General features: G+C 57.5%; 19 protein-coding genes. 16 read left to right on the plus strand and 3 right to left on the minus strand.

The features are described 5' to 3' along the window. Window positions 1–36 precede the first annotated feature (36 nt). From aat to infA, 3 genes are all read left to right on the plus strand, one after another. The gene (aat, locus tag DBR00_RS09890; RefSeq protein ID WP_108538051.1) at window positions 37–717 is read left to right on the plus strand and encodes a leucyl/phenylalanyl-tRNA--protein transferase; all 681 of its coding nucleotides are present in this window, start codon (window positions 37–39) and stop codon (window positions 715–717) included. Window positions 718–772: 55 nt separating this feature from the next. Then, the gene (locus tag DBR00_RS09895; protein ID WP_108488262.1) at window positions 773–1,480 is read left to right on the plus strand and encodes an arginyltransferase; all 708 of its coding nucleotides are present in this window, start codon (window positions 773–775) and stop codon (window positions 1,478–1,480) included. A 100-nt stretch (window positions 1,481–1,580) separates the two neighbouring features. Continuing rightward, entirely contained in the window at window positions 1,581–1,799 is a 219-nt protein-coding gene (gene infA, locus DBR00_RS09900; RefSeq protein ID WP_002553999.1) for a translation initiation factor IF-1, read from the plus strand. A gap of 100 nt (window positions 1,800–1,899) precedes the next feature. Here the strand turns inward: infA and clpA are convergent, their stop codons facing one another. Both clpA and clpS read right to left on the minus strand, forming a co-directional pair. Beyond that, window positions 1,900–4,170, minus strand: a complete 2,271-nt coding sequence (gene clpA, locus DBR00_RS09905; protein WP_108488263.1) for an ATP-dependent Clp protease ATP-binding subunit ClpA — start codon at window positions 4,168–4,170, stop codon at window positions 1,900–1,902. A 29-nt stretch (window positions 4,171–4,199) separates the two neighbouring features. Next, window positions 4,200–4,562, minus strand: a complete 363-nt coding sequence (gene clpS, locus DBR00_RS09910) for an ATP-dependent Clp protease adapter ClpS (RefSeq protein WP_108488264.1) — start codon at window positions 4,560–4,562, stop codon at window positions 4,200–4,202. A gap of 226 nt (window positions 4,563–4,788) precedes the next feature. On the opposite strand from clpS, the gene cspD reads away from it, so the two are divergent. Continuing rightward, entirely contained in the window at window positions 4,789–5,052 is a 264-nt protein-coding gene (cspD, locus tag DBR00_RS09915; protein ID WP_108488265.1) for a cold shock domain-containing protein CspD, read from the plus strand. A gap of 76 nt (window positions 5,053–5,128) precedes the next feature. On the opposite strand, the gene icd is transcribed toward cspD, so the two are convergent. After that, the gene (gene icd / locus DBR00_RS09920; RefSeq protein WP_090253672.1) at window positions 5,129–6,385 is read right to left on the minus strand and encodes an NADP-dependent isocitrate dehydrogenase; all 1,257 of its coding nucleotides are present in this window, start codon (window positions 6,383–6,385) and stop codon (window positions 5,129–5,131) included. A gap of 324 nt (window positions 6,386–6,709) precedes the next feature. Between icd and DBR00_RS09925 the strand changes: the two genes are divergently transcribed. The 12 genes from DBR00_RS09925 (at window position 6,710) to DBR00_RS09985 (ending at window position 19,452) form a co-directional block, all read left to right on the plus strand. Next, window positions 6,710–7,150, plus strand: coding sequence for an NUDIX hydrolase (locus DBR00_RS09925; protein WP_108488266.1), 441 nt, complete (start codon window positions 6,710–6,712; stop codon window positions 7,148–7,150). Window positions 7,151–7,212: 62 nt separating this feature from the next. After that, the gene (gene mnmA, locus DBR00_RS09930) at window positions 7,213–8,331 is read left to right on the plus strand and encodes a tRNA 2-thiouridine(34) synthase MnmA (protein WP_108488267.1); all 1,119 of its coding nucleotides are present in this window, start codon (window positions 7,213–7,215) and stop codon (window positions 8,329–8,331) included. Next, window positions 8,328–8,948, plus strand: coding sequence for a high frequency lysogenization protein HflD (gene hflD, locus DBR00_RS09935; RefSeq protein WP_108488268.1), 621 nt, complete (start codon window positions 8,328–8,330; stop codon window positions 8,946–8,948). Before mnmA ends, hflD begins: the two co-directional genes overlap by 4 nt. A 4-nt stretch (window positions 8,949–8,952) precedes the next feature. Then, window positions 8,953–9,813 (plus strand): DMT family transporter, encoded by an 861-nt coding sequence (locus DBR00_RS09940; RefSeq protein WP_108488269.1) that lies wholly within the window; start codon window positions 8,953–8,955, stop codon window positions 9,811–9,813. A gap of 76 nt (window positions 9,814–9,889) precedes the next feature. Further along, a complete protein-coding gene (gene purB, locus DBR00_RS09945) occupies window positions 9,890–11,260 on the plus strand; it encodes an adenylosuccinate lyase (RefSeq protein ID WP_108488270.1) in 1,371 nt (456 codons plus the stop codon). Window positions 11,261–11,338: 78 nt separating this feature from the next. Further along, window positions 11,339–12,505, plus strand: a complete 1,167-nt coding sequence (locus tag DBR00_RS09950; RefSeq protein ID WP_108488271.1) for a cupin domain-containing protein — start codon at window positions 11,339–11,341, stop codon at window positions 12,503–12,505. After that, window positions 12,498–12,923: a GNAT family N-acetyltransferase gene (locus tag DBR00_RS09955; RefSeq protein WP_090253657.1), complete on the plus strand. Its 426-nt coding sequence runs from the start codon at window positions 12,498–12,500 to the stop codon at window positions 12,921–12,923. Before DBR00_RS09950 ends, DBR00_RS09955 begins: the two co-directional genes overlap by 8 nt. A gap of 8 nt (window positions 12,924–12,931) precedes the next feature. Then, a complete protein-coding gene (locus DBR00_RS09960; RefSeq protein ID WP_108488272.1) occupies window positions 12,932–13,573 on the plus strand; it encodes a histone acetyltransferase HPA2 in 642 nt (213 codons plus the stop codon). Beyond that, window positions 13,570–14,379: a secretin N-terminal domain-containing protein gene (locus DBR00_RS09965; RefSeq protein WP_108488273.1), complete on the plus strand. Its 810-nt coding sequence runs from the start codon at window positions 13,570–13,572 to the stop codon at window positions 14,377–14,379. The genes DBR00_RS09960 and DBR00_RS09965 overlap by 4 nt, the downstream gene beginning before the upstream one ends. Before the next feature lie 630 nt (window positions 14,380–15,009). Beyond that, window positions 15,010–16,605, plus strand: a complete 1,596-nt coding sequence (locus DBR00_RS09975; protein ID WP_108488274.1) for an isocitrate lyase — start codon at window positions 15,010–15,012, stop codon at window positions 16,603–16,605. A gap of 266 nt (window positions 16,606–16,871) precedes the next feature. Beyond that, window positions 16,872–18,872: a PhoX family phosphatase gene (locus tag DBR00_RS09980; protein WP_108488275.1), complete on the plus strand. Its 2,001-nt coding sequence runs from the start codon at window positions 16,872–16,874 to the stop codon at window positions 18,870–18,872. Window positions 18,873–18,963: 91 nt separating this feature from the next. Continuing rightward, entirely contained in the window at window positions 18,964–19,452 is a 489-nt protein-coding gene (locus DBR00_RS09985; RefSeq protein WP_108488276.1) for a DUF4442 domain-containing protein, read from the plus strand. Window positions 19,453–19,514 lie beyond the last annotated feature (62 nt).

Consider the following 19,514-nt stretch of genomic DNA (forward strand, 5'->3'; position numbering starts at 1 on the left):
GCCCTGCCCTCCCCCTGTCCAATTCCGGCCCTGCCCATGCTGACGTGGTTGCAACGCGAGTCACTGGACTTTCCTCCACTCAATAGCGCCCTGCGCGAACCCAATGGGCTGTTGGCGGCGGGTGGCGATTTACATCCCGAACGCCTGATCAAAGCCTATCGCCATGGCTGCTTCCCCTGGTTTCAGGATGGTCAACCAATTCTCTGGTGGTCGCCCGATCCGCGTACGATTCTGCTACCCGATGAGCTGCATATCTCGCGCAGCTTGGCCAAGGTATTACGCCAAGGCCGCTACCAAGTGAGCTTTGATCAGGCGTTCACCGATGTCATTCGCGCCTGCGCAGCGCCACGCACTTATGCGGCAGAAACCTGGATTACCAGCCCAATGCAGGACGCTTACCTGGAACTGCACAGACGCGGCATCGCTCATTCGATCGAGGTCTGGCGTGGTAATGAACTGGTTGGAGGGCTGTACGGCCTGGCCATGGGCCAACTGTTCTTTGGTGAGTCGATGTTCAGCCGTGCGGACAACGCTTCCAAGGTGGGTTTTGTCACGCTGGTTGAACACTTGAAACGCTGGGGCTTTGTGTTGATCGATTGCCAGATGCCGACCGAGCACCTGCTCAGTCTCGGCGCTCAGACGATTTCCCGTGCAGCGTTTACCGGTTACCTGAGTGACCACCTTGACCAACCCAACCAGGCTGACTGGGTTGCCTAGGCGAGTTTGCCAGCCTGGCTTACACTTGGTTGAAGACTGATCCTGAGAGTCGATCATGACCGAGCTGGCCCGCCTGAAGTTTTATGCCACTCAACCACATCCCTGCAGCTATCTGCCCGACGAACAGGCTACTACGCTGTTCCTCGACCCCAGTCAGCCCATGGATGCACAGGTGTATGCCGAACTCTCGGAAATGGGCTTTCGCCGCAGCGGCGACCATCTCTATCGTCCGCACTGCCAACGCTGCACCGCCTGCGTCCCGGCGCGCATTCCCGCAGCTCAGTTCACCCCCAACCGTCAGCAGCGACGGATTTTCAAGCGCAATCAGGATATCCAGGTGCGCCAGGTACGCCCGGCCTTTACCGAAGAGTATTACGCGCTGTACGTGCGCTACATTGAGCAGCGGCACGCCGACGGCGATATGTACCCGCCCAACCGCGAACAATTTTCGACCTTTCTGGTGCGCGATCTGGCTTTTTCGCGCTTCTATGAGTTTCGTCATGACAACCGCCTGCTGGCAATTGCCGTGACCGATGTACTGCCCAATGGGCTGTCCGCGGTTTACACCTTTTATGAGCCAGGCGAGGAAAGGCGCAGCCTCGGGCGCTTTGCCATCCTCTGGCAAATTGCCGAAGCGGCGCGTTTGGGGCTGCATGCGGTTTATCTAGGCTACTGGATCAAGAACTGCCGCAAGATGAGTTACAAGACCCAATATCGGCCGATTGAGCTGTTCGTCAATCAACGGTGGGTCAGCCTTAACTGAAGCCCTTGGCGCAAACCCCAAAATTCGGGCACAATGCACGCCGCTTTTGCCTGGCGCCAGTTGCACCGGGCCATTCATTGGATACCGAGGGCTTTACTGCATGTCGAAAGAAGACAGCTTCGAAATGGAAGGCACTGTCGTCGACACCCTGCCCAACACCATGTTCCGTGTGGAGTTGGAAAATGGGCACGTCGTTACTGCGCACATCTCCGGAAAGATGCGCAAAAATTACATCCGCATTCTGACCGGCGACAAAGTTCGCGTTGAACTTACGCCTTATGACTTAAGCAAAGGCCGGATTACTTACCGCGCCCGTTAACAGATCAGCGAAAACTCAGTTTTCCGGCATCTGTTACACCAAGCTCCTGTAAAAACGCCCGGCGATGCCGGGCGTTTTTGTGCGCGTTAGAAAATGACGCTTAGGCCATTTCTGCCGTGGTTTCGAAATCGAAAGTCAACTCACCGCCTTCAATATCGATATGCACCACACCACCGTGCTCAGCCAGCTCACCAAACAGGATCTCTTCCGCCAATGGCCGCTTGATCTTGTCCTGAATCAGGCGACCCATAGGTCGAGCACCCATCTGTACGTCGTAACCGCTCTCGGCCAACCAGTTACGCGCGGCATCGCTGACTTCCAGCGTGACACGCTTATCCTCAAGCTGTGCCTGCAGTTCGGTGAGGAACTTGTCGACAATGCTTTTGATCACTTCATGGCTTAAGCGGCCGAACTGGATGATGGTATCCAGGCGGTTGCGGAACTCCGGCGTAAAGCTTTTCTTGATCACTTCCATAGCATCAGACGAATGGTCCTGATGGGTGAAGCCAATGGATGCACGCGCCGCGGTTTCAGCACCGGCGTTGGTGGTCATAATCACGATCACGTTACGGAAGTCCGCCTTGCGCCCGTTATTGTCGGTCAGCGTCCCATGATCCATGACCTGCAGCAGTAGGTTGAAGACTTCCGGGTGAGCCTTTTCGATTTCATCGAGCAGCAGTACACAATGTGGCGTTTTAGTAATGGCCTCGGTGAGCAACCCCCCCTGATCAAAACCGACATAGCCAGGTGGAGCGCCGATTAGTCGCGACACGGTATGCCGCTCCATATATTCGGACATATCGAAGCGAATCAGCTCGACCCCTAGCGCTTTGGCCAACTGCCGCGCGGCTTCGGTTTTACCGACACCCGTCGGGCCGGCAAACAGGAAGGAGCCCACCGGTTTGTCCGGTGCTTTGAGACCTGCACGCGACAGTTTGATTGCGGTAGACAGCGAGTCAATCGCAGCATCCTGGCCAAACACCGTGAGCTTGAGATCGCGCTCTAGGTTACGCAGCAATTCTTTATCCGAGCTGCTGACGTGTTTTGGCGGGATACGTGCAATCTTCGCTACGATATCCTCGACCTGCGCCACATCGATGCGAGTCAGGCGCTTGTCTGCCGGCTGCAGGCGCTGGTATGCACCGGCCTCATCGATGACATCAATGGCCTTGTCCGGCATATGCCGGTCATTGATGTAGCGCGACGCCAGTTCGGCCGCTGCGCGTAGGGCCTCATCGCTGTATTCAATACTGTGGTGCTGCTCAAAACGACCTTTCAGGCCGCGCAGAATGCCAATGGTGTCTTCCACCGAGGGCTCAACCACATCGACTTTCTGGAAGCGCCGCGCCAAAGCCCGATCTTTCTCGAAGATGCCGCGAAACTCCTGGAACGTGGTTGAACCGATGCAGCGGATTTCTCCTGAAGACAGCATTGGCTTGAGCAGGTTGGACGCATCCATAACCCCACCAGAGGCGGCACCGGCACCGATAATGGTGTGAATTTCATCGATAAACAGAATCGCATGAGGGCGTTTACGTAGCTCGTTAAGCAGCGCTTTTAGGCGTTTCTCGAAGTCCCCCCGGTATTTGGTGCCTGCCAGCAGTGCACCGAGATCCAGCGAGTAGACCACGCTATCCGCCAGCAAATCGGGCACCTGACCGTCGACAATGCGCTTGGCCAGCCCCTCGGCGATTGCGGTTTTACCCACGCCGGCCTCGCCCACCAGCAAGGGATTGTTCTTACGCCGACGCGCCAGAATCTGCGCAACGCGCTCGACCTCCTGCTCGCGACCAACCAGAGGATCAATTCGTCCCTGGCGCGCTAACTCATTCAGGTTGCTGGCATAGGCATCCAGCGGATTACTGGAGCTGGAAGACTCACCGCCTTCCTCATCCTGCATTTCCTGTTCGGTTTCTGAATGACCACTATGGCCTGGCACCTTGGAGATACCGTGGGCAATAAAATTGACCACATCAATGCGCGCCACGCTCTGCTGTTTAAGCAGGAACACTGCCTGACTTTCCTGCTCGCTGAAAATTGCCACCAGCACATTGGCGCCAGTCACTTCACGCTTGCCGGAACTCTGCACATGGAACACCGCGCGCTGCAAAACTCGCTGGAACCCCAACGTAGGTTGAGTTTCGCGCTCTTCATCGTGCTGCGGAATGAGCGGCGTGGTGGAGTCGATAAACTCCTGCAGATCATGCCGCAACTTGTCCAAGTTGGCCCCGCACGCGCGCAATACGCTGGCGGCAGCCTCGTTATCCAGGAGGGCCAGCAGCAAGTGCTCAACCGTCATAAACTCATGACGCTTGGTACGAGCCTCCTTGAAAGCCAGATTGAGGGTGACTTCGAGCTCTCGATTTAACATAGCTTCACCTCATGCCCAAGTGTCCGGCGTTAACCGTCCTTCTCTATTTCACAGAGTAGCGGATGCTGGCTCTCTCTCGCATATTGATTCACCTGCGTCGCTTTGGTTTCAGCAATATCGCGGGTAAATACTCCACACACTGCCCGCCCCTCTGTATGGACGGTCAGCATGATCTTGGTTGCCAGCTCTCGATTCAGATTGAAAAACACCTCGAGCACCTCGACCACGAAATCCATGGGCGTGTAGTCATCGTTAAATAACACCACTTTATACATGGGGGGGGCCTGCAAGGCGGGCTTGGATTCCTGAACGGCCAGGCCGAAGGAATCGTCCTCATGCTCTGCGGGGCGATCCTGATTGAATGTTAGTCGAATCTGGCTACGTGCATGCATGCTGAATAGCTTCGTTTAATGGGCGAATAGTTTGTGCTAGACAGAGTTTGACCGGCTTCTCAGCCAATTACAGCATTGCCTTGACTATCGGCAAAACGGTGTTACAAACAATGAATACCCAGCGTGGGTATTAGGGGTTTCACACGCGGCCCGTCTTGGAAAACCGGGTGTGGAATTGAAGTGGATGATACTCCAGTGATGGAGTCCTTTGCAGAGGGATATCAGCATGGTTAGCGGTAAGGTCAAGTGGTTCAACAACGCCAAAGGCTATGGATTTATCCTGGCCGATGGTCGAGATGAGGACCTGTTCGCCCACTACTCGGCTATCCAGATGGACGGCTATAAAACGCTGAAGGCTGGCCAGCCGGTAAGCTTCGATATTATTCAAGGTCCAAAAGGACTCCACGCCGTAAACATCAGTGCGGCTAATGCCGTCAGTGAAGTGCCCGCCGCAGTCAAGCAACATCAGGGCTCAACGGTTGAAGTCTGAATAGAGTCACTCGGGCAGTTAATCGCCCATAAAAAAGGCCGGTCACTTGACCGGCCTTTCTTTATTGCTGCTTTGCTTACATGTGCGAAATCAGCGCATCACCGAATGCCGAGCAGGACAGCAGCTTGGCACCGTCCATCAGGCGTTCGAAGTCATAGGTCACAGTCTTGGCACCAATGGCGCCATTGGTGCCCTTGATAATCAGATCGGCCGCTTCTGTCCAGCCCATGTGGCGCAACATCATTTCAGCGGAGAGAATCAGCGAACCTGGGTTCACCTGGTCCTTGCCAGCGTACTTCGGTGCAGTACCGTGGGTGGCTTCAAACATCGCGACGGTGTCGGACAGGTTAGCGCCCGGAGCGATACCAATACCGCCTACTTCAGCCGCCAGAGCGTCCGACAGGTAGTCGCCATTGAGGTTCAGGGTGGCGATTACATCGTACTCAGCCGGGCGCAGGAGAATCTGCTGCAGCATGGCATCAGCGATGGCGTCTTTGACGATGACATTCTTGCCGGTTTTCGGGTTCTTGAACTGCATCCAAGGACCACCATCAAGAAGGGTCGCGCCGAACTCTTCGGCTGCAATTTCGTAGGCCCACTCTTTGAAGGCACCTTCGGTGAACTTCATGATGTTGCCTTTGTGCACGATGGTCAGCGAGTCGCGGTCGTTATCGACCACGTACTGCAGGGCTTTACGCGCCAGACGCTTGGTGCCTTCTTTGGAAACCGGCTTAACGCCGATACCGCAGTCCTGGTCGAAGCGAATCTTGGTAACACCCATTTCCTCTTTTAGGAACTTGATGACTTTGGTTGCTTCCGGCGAGCCGGCTTTCCACTCGATACCGGCATAGATGTCTTCCGAGTTCTCGCGGAAGATGGTCATGTCGACATCGCCTGGCTTTTTCACCGGGCTTGGCACGCCTTCGAACCAGCGCACTGGACGCAGGCAAACGTACAGGTCGAGCTGCTGACGCAGGGCTACGTTCAGAGAGCGGATGCCGCCACCGACAGGAGTGGTCAGTGGGCCCTTGATGGAAACAACATAATCTTTGACCGCATCCAGGGTTTCCTGAGGCAGCCAAGTATCCTGATCATAAACCTGAGTGGCTTTCTCGCCAGCGTAAACTTCCATCCAGGAGATCTTGCGCTCACCGCCGTAGGCTTTCTGTACGGCAGCATCAACGACTTTGATCATGACCGGGCTGATATCGACACCGATGCCATCACCCTCGATAAAGGGGATGATTGGATTGTTCGGTACGTTCAGGGATGTATCGGCATTGACGGTGATTTTGTCACCGGTGGCAGGCACCTGGATCTTTTGGTATCCCATGCTGGACTCCGTTGTTTTCGTGGTCTGGCATTCAGTCACGCAGATGACGCGCTGAATAGATCTTTTTGGGTCTCGGAAAGGCAAGTTATTTTTGTAGTTTTTCTACAGAAAGTCACGCACTTTATCCATTGAAAACATTGCACATGCGCGTTCTTGCGGGCATCAGGCTAATCAGCAAAACGGCTTTGTAGTCAAACTACAAGCACGCTACACAGCGTTTGCGCCAAGACGTTTTTATCCTAGCAGCTCATTGCCCAATTGCTTCGATCATCACCACGTGCGGTGACTGCGGCTATGATCACGCGCCCGCTCAAGGAGTTCCCTATGCGCTTTACCCCACACGTTACAGTCGCCACCGTAGTTGAAGATCAGGGACAATTTCTGCTGGTTGAGGAGATGGCCGATAACCGTGCCGTATTTAATCAGCCTGCCGGCCACTTGGAAGCCGACGAAAGTCTGATACAGGCAGCGCTGCGCGAAACCCTCGAAGAAACCGGCTGGGATATCGAGTTGACAGGTGTGGTGGGCATTTACCTGTACACCGCCCCCAGCAATGGCATCACCTATCAGCGCGTGTGTTTTGCCGGTAAAGCACTGCACCAACGGCCTCACCATCCTTTGGATGACGGCATCATCGGCCCACGCTGGCTCAGTCGTGATGAGTTGGCGGCGCAACCAGAACGCTGGCGCAGCGAGCTAGTGTTGCGCTGCATCGATGATTACCTCAGCGGCCAGCACTTTGCCCTGAGCCTGATTCGCGATTAACGGCCAGGCCGCGCGGCCTGATAGAATCGCCACCTTTATTCAAGCCCGTGCCCAGTATTCTCATGTCAGATCCAACTTCCCAGCGCGTTATTGTCGGCATGTCCGGCGGTGTAGATTCGTCCGTTTCCGCCCTTTTGCTGCTTGAGCAGGGCTATCAGGTCGAAGGCCTGTTCATGAAGAACTGGGACGAAGACGATGGCACAGAATATTGCACCGCCATGGACGATTTGGCCGATGCCCAGGCCGTGTGCGACAAGATTGGCATCAAGCTGCACACCGCCAATTTTGCCGCCGAATACTGGGACAACGTGTTCGAGCACTTCCTCGCCGAATACAAGGCTGGACGCACACCGAACCCAGACATCCTGTGTAACCGCGAAATCAAGTTCAAAGCCTTCCTCGACTACGCACTTATGCTCGGTGCTGACCTGATTGCCACCGGTCACTACGTGCGCCGCCGGGACATCGACGGGCGCACCGAACTGCTTAAGGGCCTTGACCCCAACAAGGACCAGAGTTACTTCCTGCATGCGGTGGGCGGTGAGCAGATCGCCAAGACCCTGTTCCCAGTCGGCGAGCTGGAAAAACCAGCGGTACGCGCGATTGCCGAGAAGTACCAGTTGGCCACGGCAAAAAAGAAGGATTCCACTGGTATCTGCTTTATTGGCGAACGGCGTTTCAGCGATTTCCTCAAGCAGTACCTACCAGCCCAGCCCGGCAATATCGAAACCACTGAAGGCGAAATCATCGGCCGCCATCACGGCCTGATGTACCACACCATTGGTCAGCGCCAGGGGTTAGGCATCGGCGGACTGAAAGACGCCAGTGATGAACCTTGGTACGTCCTGCACAAAGACCTGACTCGCAATGTGCTGGTGGTTGGCCAGGGCAATGAACACCCCTGGCTGTTCAGCCGCGCCCTGCTCGCCTCGGAAATTTACTGGGTCAACCCAATTGACCTGAGCACACCACGCGAGCTGACGGCCAAAGTGCGCTATCGCCAGAGCGATCAGGCCTGCAGGCTGGAGAAAACGGCCAATGGCTACTGCGCCGTGTTCAATGAACCGCAGCGCGCCGTGACCCCGGGGCAATCCGTGGTGTTTTACGACGGTGAAATCTGTCTCGGTGGCGGTGTGATTGAAACCGCCGCCCCCTGGACTACGCGGGAGCAGCAGGCGTGAATCCGATTCAAGAACAATTGATCGCCCTCGGCGCGGTATTCGAATCGGCCGTATTGGTCGACAAGTTGGCGCGTACCGGCCAGGTCGGCGAGCCCGCCGTAGCCTGCATGATCAACAGCCTGTTGGTGCGCGATCCGAAGAACACGCTGGACGTTTACGGCGGCGATGACCTCAATCTGCGCGACGGCTACCGTGCGCTGGTCAGCGCCCTGGAACGCGATCCGGCCAGTTTGCAGCGTGATCCGCTGCGTTATGCCCTGGCGTTGTTGGCCCTGGAGCGCCAACTGGATAAGCGTGGCGATATGCTGCAAGTCATGGGCAGCCGCCTCGACCAGGTGCAGCAGCAAGTCGAGCACTTCGGGCCGACCCATGAAAACGTGATATCCAACTGCGCCAGCCTGTATCAGGACACCATCAGCACCTTCCGTCAGCGCATTCAGGTGCAAGGCGATATGCGCCACCTGCAGCAGACCAACAATGCCGCGAAGATCCGTGCACTGCTGCTCGCCGGCATTCGTTCTGCGCGCCTGTGGCGCCAACTGGGGGGGCATCGCTGGCAGATGGTGTTCAGCCGCAGCAAGCTGCTCAAGGAACTCTACCCGCTGCTGCGGTCCTGAGCGCATGAGCACGCGCGCGGTTAAGCCGTTGCAGGGCGCAGCCTTGCTGGCACTTTCCGCCTTACTGTTTTCCCTGATGGGCGTTGGCATTCGCGAGGTATCGGTCAGCGTCAACAACGAATCGGTGGTGTTCTTTCGCAACCTGATCGGTGTGCTGTTCTTTATACCCCTGGTCTTGCTCAAGGGAGTTGGCCCGTTCAAGACCACACGCCTGAAGTCTCATCTGTGGCGCACCACCTATGGCCTGGCGGCGATGTACTGCTTCTTCTACGCCATTGCCCACCTGCCACTGGCCGACGCGATGCTGTTCACCTACTCGGCACCGGTGTTCACCCCGCTGATCGCCTGGTGGTGGCTTAAGGAGCCGCTCAGTAAGCGCATGCTGCTGACCACTGGCATCGGTCTGGTTGGCGTACTGCTGGTGGCTAAACCCTCGGCTGCCCTGCTCGACAGCCAGGCCCTGATCGGCCTCGCGGCCAGTGTGCTGGCCGCGTTCGCCTTTGTCTCGATCCGCGAAATGAGCGATACCGAACCGGCCTTCCGCATCGTCTTCTACTTTTCCCTGTTCAGCGCCCTGATTTCAGCCATCCCGTTGACCTGGGCCTGGCAACCCATGACTCAGCATGAGCTAGGCCTGTTGCTGGTGATCGGCCTGCTCGCCACCGCCAGTCAGATCATCATGTCCAAGGCTTACAGCCTGGCGCCGCCCGGACTGATCGGCCCCTTTGCCTACCTGGCGATTGTGTTCGCCGGACTGATTGCCTGGCTGCGCTGGGGTGAAATGCCCGATCTGACCTCGTTACTGGGCGCCGCACTGATTTTCAGTGCCAGCCTGCTGTCGATCAGCCGTCGCAAAGGCCGCTGAAGCAATCGCGGCCAAGCGTTGATTTCATGTATGATACGCGCCCTTTTCAATGCCCGATTGTCCGAGAACGCCTCCCATGCAGCTTTCCTCGCTCACCGCGGTTTCCCCCGTTGATGGCCGCTACGCCGGCAAAACCAGCGCACTGCGCCCGATTTTCAGCGAATACGGCCTGATCCGTTTCCGCGTTCTGGTTGAGGTGCGCTGGCTGCAGCGCCTGGCCGCCCACGAAGGCGTCGCCGAAGTGGCGCCCTTCTCCGCCGACGCCAATGCCGTGCTCAATGAGCTGGCGGACAACTTCGCCGTCGAGCATGCCGAGCGTGTGAAAGAAATCGAGCGCACCACCAACCACGACGTGAAAGCCGTGGAATACCTGCTCAAAGAACAAGCGGCCAAGCTGCCTGAGCTGGACAAGGTCAGCGAGTTCATCCACTTCGCCTGCACCAGTGAGGACATCAACAACCTGTCCCACGCCCTGATGCTGCGCGCCGGCCGTGACGACGTGCTGCTGCCACTGATGCGTCAGACTGCTGAAGCGATTCGCGAACTGGCAATCAAATTCGCCGAGGTGCCAATGCTCTCGCGCACCCACGGTCAGCCGGCATCACCGACCACCCTGGGCAAGGAATTGGCCAACGTGGTCTACCGTCTGGAGCGCCAGATCGCTCAGGTTGCTGCGGTGCCCCTGCTGGGCAAAATCAACGGCGCGGTGGGGAACTACAACGCCCACCTGTCGGCCTACCCGCAGATCGACTGGGAAGCCAATGCGCGGCAATTCATCGAAGGTGACCTGGGCCTGCAGTTCAACCCCTACACCACGCAGATCGAGCCGCACGACTACATTGCCGAGCTGTTCGACGCCATTGCCCGCTTCAACACCATCCTGATTGACTTCGATCGCGATATCTGGGGCTACATCTCCCTGGGTTATTTCAAACAGCGCACCATTGCTGGCGAAATCGGCTCCTCCACCATGCCGCACAAGGTCAACCCGATCGACTTCGAAAACTCCGAAGGCAACCTGGGGATTGCCAACGCACTGTTCCAGCACCTGGCCAGCAAGTTGCCAATTTCGCGCTGGCAGCGCGACCTGACCGACTCCACCGTGCTGCGCAACCTCGGCGTCGGCTTCGCTCACAGCGTCATCGCTTACGAAGCCAGTCTCAAGGGAATCAGCAAGTTGGAGCTCAATGCTCAACGTATTGCTGAAGATCTGGATGCCTGCTGGGAAGTGCTTGCCGAGCCAATCCAGACCGTAATGCGCCGTTACGCCATCGAGAACCCGTACGAGAAGCTCAAGGAGCTGACCCGCGGCAAGGGCATCAGCCCGGAAGCACTACTGAGCTTTATCGATGGCCTGGACATGCCAGACGCCGCCAAGGCTGAACTCAAGCGCCTGACCCCAGCCAGCTACATCGGCAACGCGGTTGCCCAGGCCAAGCGTATCTAACCGGCAACAGCCTCCCAGACGCCCGGCTGCGCCGGGCGTTTTTATTTATGGGTATTTACTGACTTCAAGGGCTTAGCGATGAATCCTGATACTCCGCTGCAACTGTTGGGTGGCCTTACTGCTCGCGAGTTCATGCGTGACTACTGGCAGAAGAAACCGCTGCTGGTGCGCCAGGCAATTCCTGGTTTCGAAAGCCCAATTTCCCCCGACGAGCTCGCCGGTCTGGCGCTGGAAGAAGAAATCGAATCGCGCCTGGTCATCGAGCACGGCGAGCACCCGTGGGAGTTGCGCCGCGGCCCGTTTGCCGAAGACGCCTTTGCCGACCTGCCTGAGCGCGACTGGACCCTGCTGGTTCAGGCGGTCGATCAGTTTGTTCCGGAAGTGGCTGAGTTGCTGGAAGCGTTCAAGTTCCTGCCCAAATGGCGCATCGATGACGTAATGATCAGTTTCGCCGTGCCAGGTGGCGGCGTGGGCCCACATTACGACAATTACGACGTTTTTCTCCTGCAGGGCTATGGCAAACGCCGCTGGCAGATCGGCCAGCAGTGCAATACCGATAGCCCAATGCTGCAACACGCGGATCTGAGGATCCTTGCCGAATTCGTTAAAACTGAAGAATGGGTTCTGGAGCCCGGCGACATGCTTTATCTGCCGCCACTTCTGGCCCACTGTGGTACCGCTGAGGATGACTGTATGACGTATTCCGTAGGCTTCCGTGCGCCAAGCGCCGCTGAAGTCCTGACCCATTTCACCGACTTTCTCGGCCAGTTCCTGCCTGACGAAGAGCGCTACAGCGATGCTGATGCGCAACCTACCGATGACCCGACACAGATACAGCGCGACGCCCTTGATCGCCTCAAGGCATTGCTCAATGAACACATGAGTGATGAGCGCCTACTGATGACCTGGTTCGGCCAGTTCATGACCGAGCCCAAATACCCGGAGCTGATTGCCGGTATCGAGATCGACGAAGAAACCTTCCTCGCTGGCCTCGAAGATGGCGCCATTCTGATCCGCAATCCCAGTGCGCGCATGGCCTGGTCGGAAGTCGGTGAAGACCTGGTGCTGTTCGCCAGCGGCCAGAGCCGCCTGCTGCCTGCCAACCTCCGTGAACTCCTGAAGCTGGTCTGTTCCGCCGACGCCCTGCACATCGAAAACCTCGGCGCATGGCTTGCCGATGACGAAGGGCGTAACCTGCTGGTTGAACTGGTCAAACAAGGCAGCCTGGAGTTTGCTGATGAGTGAGATACAGGTTCGCCTGGCCGACTGGCAGAAGGACAATGCTGACCTGCGGCGTATTCGCGAAACCGTGTTTATCGCAGAACAAGCTGTACCGCCGGAACTGGAATGGGATGCGGAGGATGCCGATGCTGTGCATTTTCTCGCCTTGGAAGGTGATTACCCGATCGGTACCGCTCGCCTACTGCCCGACGGCCATATCGGCCGGGTTTCCGTGCTCAAGGACTGGCGCGGCCTGAACGTGGGTGTTGCGCTGATTCAGGCGGTGATCGCGGAAGCGGAAAAACGTGGCCTGACGCAGCAAATGCTCAGTGCCCAGGTGCACGCCACCGCCTTCTATGAAAAGCTCGGGTTTGCCATCGTCAGTGGTGAATACCTCGACGCCGGCATTCCTCACGTAGACATGGTGCGACATAGCGCCTAGAGGCCAGGATGAACGACGAAAACGCCCCGAATGACCTGCCCGAGCAACCGAAGCCCATTGAGCTTCCCGTCATCGAGTTCGAGTCACCGGGGCGTTTTGCTGTGCACAACCCGCAAAGCCTGACACCCGACAGTCCGCAGGCTGAACCGGCACCGTTTGTCCTGGGTGCCCATGCCGCACTGGAACGCTTCAGTCAACCGGAACAGGCCCGCGCCCATGCATTAGCACTGTTGCAACAGGCCCAGCGCAGCCTATGCATCTACAGCCACGACCTGGAACCCTGGCTTTATCATCACAGCAGCGTTCAGGACGCCTGCACCCGTTTTCTGCTGGCCAATCCCCGTAACCAGCTGCGTATCCTGCTGCGCGACCCCAGCCGTGCAGTCAAGGAAGGCCACCGCCTGCTCGGTTTGTCGCGCCGTCTGTCGAGCAATATGCAGATTCGCAAGCTGCACCCGGACTACCCTAATGAAGAGCTGGCGTTTCTGCTGGCCGATGACCGTGGCTTGCTGTTGCTGCCCGAGCTTGGCCAAGCCAGTGGTTATGCCCTGTACCAGGCCCCCGGCCGCAACCGCCAGCGCCGCGCACAATTCGACCAGGCCTGGGATACCAGCATCACGGATGCTGACTTACGGAGTTTTCTGCTATGAAGGTTCGCGCCCTGTTCGCTGCCGCCCTGTTTAGCTGCAGCCTGTCGCTCAGCGCAGCCACTGAGGTGATCCCCCTCAATTACCGCACTGCGGATGAGGTGTTGTCGGTGGTGCAATCAGTACTGGGTCATGAGGGCCGCGTGAATGCCTATGGCAATCAGCTGATCGTCAATGCTGATCCGGCCAAAATCCAGGAAGTACGCACTCTGCTGCAACAGCTGGACACCGTGCCACGCCGCCTGCTGATCAGCGTCGACACCAACGAGGCGGGCTATCAGACCGATCGGGGCTATCGCGCCGATGGCAGCATCAGCGCAGGCAATGGTGAAATCCAGATCGGCCAGGGCGAGATTAATGGGCGCGATCAGGTGCGGATCATCCGTCGCAGCACCGATAGCCGCAGCGGCGGCACCCAGCAAGTACAGGCCACCGAAGGCTATCCGGCATTGATTCAAGTGGGCCAGAGCGTACCGCTGACCACCCGTGGCCGGGATGCCTACGGGCAGCCCTACAGCAACACCCAGTACCGCAATGTCACGCGCGGGTTTTATGTCACCGCCAGCCTCAGCGGTGAAATGGTGCACATCAACATCAGCAGCAACCGCGACCGCCTCAGCCAGACCCAACCTGGCGCTATTGACGTGCAGAGTACCGACACCCGGGTCAGCGGCCGGGTTGGTGAATGGATCAGCATCGGTGGCATCAGCGAGCAAAGCCAGGGCGAGCAAGGCGACTTTCTGCAACACCGCTCGACCCAGGGCCGCGAAGACATGAGCATGCGCGTCAAAGTCGACGTGGTGAACTAAACCCTGCTGCCCCTCTTGCACTGGGCCACCCCAGCCCAGTGCCGATAACCGCTCATCGGCTGCTCTTCGCCGCCGCCACAAAGCAAATACCTCGCAACCATTGCCCAACCCCGCAGACCGCCGAATAGAGCGGCAAAAGCTGACTTGTCAGTCGCCTCTGAATTTATGTAGTAGTAATGGAAAAAGCACTACAAAATAATTGACGAACACTTTTGGCAAAGGCATGATGACCCCGCTCCCGCTAATCAGAGGTGCTGAAAGGCCCTCCGAATCGCGCTCCAACTTACCGTCCGAGCCGATTTGCGTTGTAAAGCCCACAAGGCCGTTCGATGAGATTGCGACTGGAACGAAGTTGTCCTGAGGGACGGGGAAGCGTTTAGCAACAGCGCGCATAGAGCACAGCAAGTTGAGTCGTACAACGGCATCTTTGATCCGGTGAACGCCAAATGACCCCGTCATTTGCAGCAGCTGAAGCCCGCGAACTGTTTAGCTCGTCACCCTCCTACCGGATCAATTCCGTCTCAAGTCGATGTCTCGGCGTTCTGCAGTTGGCTACAACAACCTCCAGCAACACAGGTGTTCAGTGGGGAAGTCGGTGCTCAACCAAACACATACTTTGAAGGATTGACCATGTCAGCTTATCAAAACGACATCAAAGCCGTTGCCGCCCTTAAAGCCGCCGCAGGCAGCAGCTGGAGCGCTATCGACCCTGAGTCCGTGGCCCGTATGCGCGCCCAGAACCGCTTCAAAACCGGTCTGGAAATCGCTCAGTACACTGCCGACATCATGCGCAAAGACATGGCTGAGTACGATGCTGACTCCTCCGTCTACACCCAATCCCTGGGTTGCTGGCATGGTTTCATCGGTCAGCAGAAGCTGATTTCGATCAAGAAGCACCTGAAGACCACTAACAAGCGTTACCTCTACCTGTCGGGCTGGATGGTTGCTGCGCTGCGTTCGGACTTCGGCCCGCTGCCAGATCAGTCCATGCACGAGAAAACCTCGGTTTCCGGCCTGATCGAAGAGCTGTACACCTTCCTGCGCCAGGCTGATGCCCGTGAGCTGGACCTGCTGTTCACCGCGCTGGACGCTGCTCGCGCTGCTGGCGACAAAGTCAAAGCAGACGAAATCCAAGCTCAGATCGACGGTTACGAAACTCACGTCGTACCGATCATCGCCGACATCGACGCTGGCTTCGGTAACCCGGAAGCCACCTACCTGTTGGCCAAAAAGATGATCGAAGCGGGTGCTTGCTGCATCCAGATCGAAAACCAGGTTTCCGACGAGAAGCAGTGCGGCCACCAGGACGGCAAAGTAACCGTTCCTCACGCCGACTTCCTGGCCAAGATCAACGCCGTTCGCTACGCATTCCTCGAGCTGGGCATCGACAACGGCGTGATCGTTGCGCGTACCGACTCCCTGGGTGCTGGCCTGACCAAGCAGATCGCTGTGACCAGCCAGCCGGGCGACCTGGGCGACCAGTACAACTCCTTCCTGGATTGCGAAGAAGTCTCCCCTGCTGACCTGAAGAACGGCGACGTCGTTCTGAACCGTGAAGGCAAGCTGCTGCGTCCGAAGCGTCTGCCGTCCAACCTGTTCCAATTCCGCGCTGGCACCGGTGAAGCACGCTGCGTACTGGACAGCATCACTTCGCTGCAGAACGGCGCTGACATGCTGTGGATCGAAACCGAGAAGCCACACGTCGGTCAGATCAAGGGCATGGTTGATGAAATCCGTAAGGTCATCCCGAACGCTAAGCTGGTTTACAACAACAGCCCATCGTTCAACTGGACCCTGAACTTCCGTCAACAGGCTTACGATGCATTCGTTGCTGAAGGCAAAGACGTTTCTGCTTACGACCGCGCCAAACTGATGAGCGTTGAGTACGACGAAACCGAACTGGCTCAAGTGGCCGACGAGCGTATCCGTACCTTCCAGCGTGATGGTTCGGCCCAGGCCGGTATCTTCCACCACCTGATCACCCTGCCGACTTACCACACCGCCGCGCTGTCCACCGACAACCTGGCCAAAGGTTACTTCGCAGACCAAGGCATGCTGGCTTACGTGAAAGGTGTTCAGCGTCAGGAGATCCGTCAAGGCATCGCCTGCGTTAAGCACCAGAACATGTCCGGTTCCGACATCGGCGATGCTCACAAAGAGTACTTCGCAGGTGAAGCAGCCCTGAAAGCCGGCGGTAAAGACAACACCATGAACCAGTTCAGCTAAGAACCGGTTCACTCAACCGAGGCCACGATCAAGGTTGAGGGTGTGACGAAAATCCCAGCAGAAATGCTGGGATTTTTTATGGCCGGCCCTCCATGACAACCGCCCTTTTGGCCGTCATCGTGCGACGTTAAAAATGCGTCGCCCTCTCTTCTCTGCCTGAAAATCAGCCTTTTCTGGTTTTGTGCGCTTTCGCACAGCTGCTGTCATGTTTACGTCAATTTCCTTGGATAGCGTCAGACACCCGTCGATTAATCCAAGGAGCCTGCATGAACCACGATAATGAAAACTCAGTGCTGTTCGGCAATGGCGATGAATTGCCCAGCAATGCGTCCGCTAACCCACATATCAGCCAGCTGATCGACGACGTCGGCCGTAGGCAGGTACTGGCCGCCGGTGCAGCGTTCGGCACGCTGGCGTTTCTCGGCAGTGTTATGCCAGGCGCCGCAGTTGCGGCAGAGCCAGCCGCCAAAGGCGTGGAAAACCTGCACTTTAGAGCGCGCAGCAAGCTGCCCTTTACGGCTATCGCGACCAACCGGTTGGATAGCATCAGCGTACCGGCGGGTTACCGGGCCACCACCTTTATCCCTTGGGGTACGCCGATCACTGGCAATTACCCGGCTTACCTGAGCGATGGCAGCAACAGCGCCCAGGATCAGGCCGAGCAACTGGGCATGCACCATGACGGCATGCATTTCTTCCCGATTGATGCACAACGCGGCGGCAAGAAAAGCGACCACGGCCTGCTGGTGCTCAATCACGAATACATCGATGCCCCTCTGCTGCACCGCAATGGCCCGACACTGGTCGCCGGCAAACGCAGCAGCGCCGAAGAAGTGCGCAAGGAAATCAATGCCCACGGCGTTTCCGTGGTGGAAGTACGTCGTGGCCTGAATGGCGAGTGGGCCGTGTTGCCAAGCGCCAGAAACCGCCGAATCACCGGCGCCACGCCTATGCGGATCAGTGGCCCGGCGCGCGGTCATGTACTCCTGAAAACCCGCTACAGCCCCAAAGGCACATCAACGCGCGGCACCTTGAACAACTGCTCCCATGGCTTCACACCATGGGGTACTTACCTGACCTGCGAAGAAAACTGGGCGGGCTATTTTGCCACCCGCGATACCGACCTCCCCCGCGAACTGAGCCGCTATGGCCTGCGTAGCAGCAGTCGCTATGGCTGGGATCATCTGGCTGGCGATGAATTCGAGCGTTTCGATGCCACTCGCAAAACCACAACTGCCAGTGCGGATTATCGCAACGAGCCCAATCACTTCGGCTGGATTGTGGAAATCGATCCGTTCGCACCGGAATCGGTGCCGGTCAAACGCACAGCCCTTGGTCGTTTCGCCCATGAAGGCTTGGTATTTGCGCCCGTGAAGTCCGGACGTCCAGTGGTGTGCTATTCCGGCGACGACTCGCAAAACGAATACATCTACAAGTACGTGAGCCGCGACAAATATCGCCCAGGACGAAGTAATGGTTGCCTGCTGGATGAAGGCACGCTTTATGTTGCGCGTTTCGATGACAGCGGCAAGGGGGAATGGCTCGCACTGGATATCAACGACAAGAAGTTCCAGCAAGCCTGCAAAACCGCCGGTGTGAGTTTTGCCGACCAGGGTGAAGTGTTGATCAATACCCGTCTGGCAGCTGACGTGGTTGGCGCCACCAAGATGGATCGCCCGGAATGGGGCGCGGTCAACCCGGACAACGGCGAGGTGTATTTCACCCTCACCAATAACAGTGCGCGAACCACTCCAGATGCGGCAAATCCAAGGCCTGCCAATGCATACGGTCATATCATTCGCTGGCGTGAACTGAGTAAGGATTACGCCGGCCGGCAATTTGCCTGGAGTCTGTTCATGCTCGCGGGGCCGGAAGCCGACAGCATCGGCCCGAACGGCAAACCGCTGACTGCTGATAATCGCCTGGCCAGCCCTGATGGGCTGTGGTTCGACGAGGAAGGCCGGCTGTGGATTCAAACGGATATGAGCGGTAGCCAACTGAACAGTGGCCCGTTCGGCAACAACCAGATGCTGGTGGCCGAACCACGCACCGGTGAGCTGAAACGTTTTCTGGTCGGGCCTGTGGGCGCCGAGGTGACCGGTATTACCGCGACTCCGGACTTCCGCACCCTGTTCGTCAATATCCAGCATCCGGGCGAAGGTTCAACTGCAACCAATCTGCTCAGCACCTGGCCTGATGGCCCGGGTCAGCGGCCGCGCTCGGCCACTGTGATCATCACCCGCGAAGACGGTCGCAGACTGCTCTGATCGACTAACAGAGATGTGACCGGTCAGCCCTGGCCGGTCACATTTCACTGTGACAGACTCATGCCCTTTCCTTTGCGCAAAGAGCATCAGCATGTCCAGCAACCGCTTGAGCCGTATCGTCGATAGAGTTCACCGCTTACCCATTACGCTACAAGGCCCAGCGCTGTCGCTGTTGTTTGGTTCCCAGGTGAAGTTCGCCGGCACCGCCAAGGTACGCGTGCATACGCTGACCCAACAACAGGCCGTGATGAGCATCGCCAACAAGCGCAAGGTGCAGAATCACATCAAAGGCGTACATGCCGCTGCCATGGCACTGCTGGCGGAGTCCGCTACGGGCTTCCTGGTCGGCATGAATGTGCCCGATGACAAACTGCCATTGATCAAAAGCCTCAAGGTCGACTACCTCAAGCGCGCAACCGGTAGCCTAATCGCAGATGCACGACTGACACCTGAACAAGTTCATGCGATTCAGACCCAGGACAAAGGTGAAGTACTGGTGGCCGTCACGGTGACCGATGAAGCCGGCATCCAGCCCATCCAGTGTGAAATGCTCTGGGCCTGGGTCAGCAAGAAGCGCTGAGATCGGCCTGAAATTAAATCGAAACATCAACACCTTATGGTGCACGCTCACATTTCGGAGGC

This window comes from Pseudomonas sp. HMWF032, from assembly GCF_003060885.1.
GTDB lineage: Bacteria > Pseudomonadota > Gammaproteobacteria > Pseudomonadales > Pseudomonadaceae > Aquipseudomonas.

Coding starts and splice junctions, on each gene's coding strand:
- DBR00_RS09965 (WP_108488273.1), top strand. CDS start 13,570: ATGAAGGTTCGCGCCCTGTTCGCTGCCGCCCTGTTTAGCTGCAGCCTG.
- DBR00_RS09940 (WP_108488269.1), top strand. CDS start 8,953: ATGAGCACGCGCGCGGTTAAGCCGTTGCAGGGCGCAGCCTTGCTGGCA.
- DBR00_RS09980 (WP_108488275.1), top strand. CDS start 16,872: ATGAACCACGATAATGAAAACTCAGTGCTGTTCGGCAATGGCGATGAA.
- purB (WP_108488270.1), top strand. CDS start 9,890: ATGCAGCTTTCCTCGCTCACCGCGGTTTCCCCCGTTGATGGCCGCTAC.
- infA (WP_002553999.1), top strand. CDS start 1,581: ATGTCGAAAGAAGACAGCTTCGAAATGGAAGGCACTGTCGTCGACACC.
- DBR00_RS09975 (WP_108488274.1), top strand. CDS start 15,010: ATGTCAGCTTATCAAAACGACATCAAAGCCGTTGCCGCCCTTAAAGCC.
- clpA (WP_108488263.1), bottom strand. CDS start 4,170: ATGTTAAATCGAGAGCTCGAAGTCACCCTCAATCTGGCTTTCAAGGAG.
- clpS (WP_108488264.1), bottom strand. CDS start 4,562: ATGCATGCACGTAGCCAGATTCGACTAACATTCAATCAGGATCGCCCC.
- DBR00_RS09925 (WP_108488266.1), top strand. CDS start 6,710: ATGCGCTTTACCCCACACGTTACAGTCGCCACCGTAGTTGAAGATCAG.
- aat (WP_108538051.1), top strand. CDS start 37: ATGCTGACGTGGTTGCAACGCGAGTCACTGGACTTTCCTCCACTCAAT.
- DBR00_RS09895 (WP_108488262.1), top strand. CDS start 773: ATGACCGAGCTGGCCCGCCTGAAGTTTTATGCCACTCAACCACATCCC.
- cspD (WP_108488265.1), top strand. CDS start 4,789: ATGGTTAGCGGTAAGGTCAAGTGGTTCAACAACGCCAAAGGCTATGGA.
- DBR00_RS09955 (WP_090253657.1), top strand. CDS start 12,498: ATGAGTGAGATACAGGTTCGCCTGGCCGACTGGCAGAAGGACAATGCT.
- icd (WP_090253672.1), bottom strand. CDS start 6,385: ATGGGATACCAAAAGATCCAGGTGCCTGCCACCGGTGACAAAATCACC.
- DBR00_RS09985 (WP_108488276.1), top strand. CDS start 18,964: ATGTCCAGCAACCGCTTGAGCCGTATCGTCGATAGAGTTCACCGCTTA.
- mnmA (WP_108488267.1), top strand. CDS start 7,213: ATGTCAGATCCAACTTCCCAGCGCGTTATTGTCGGCATGTCCGGCGGT.
- DBR00_RS09950 (WP_108488271.1), top strand. CDS start 11,339: ATGAATCCTGATACTCCGCTGCAACTGTTGGGTGGCCTTACTGCTCGC.
- DBR00_RS09960 (WP_108488272.1), top strand. CDS start 12,932: ATGAACGACGAAAACGCCCCGAATGACCTGCCCGAGCAACCGAAGCCC.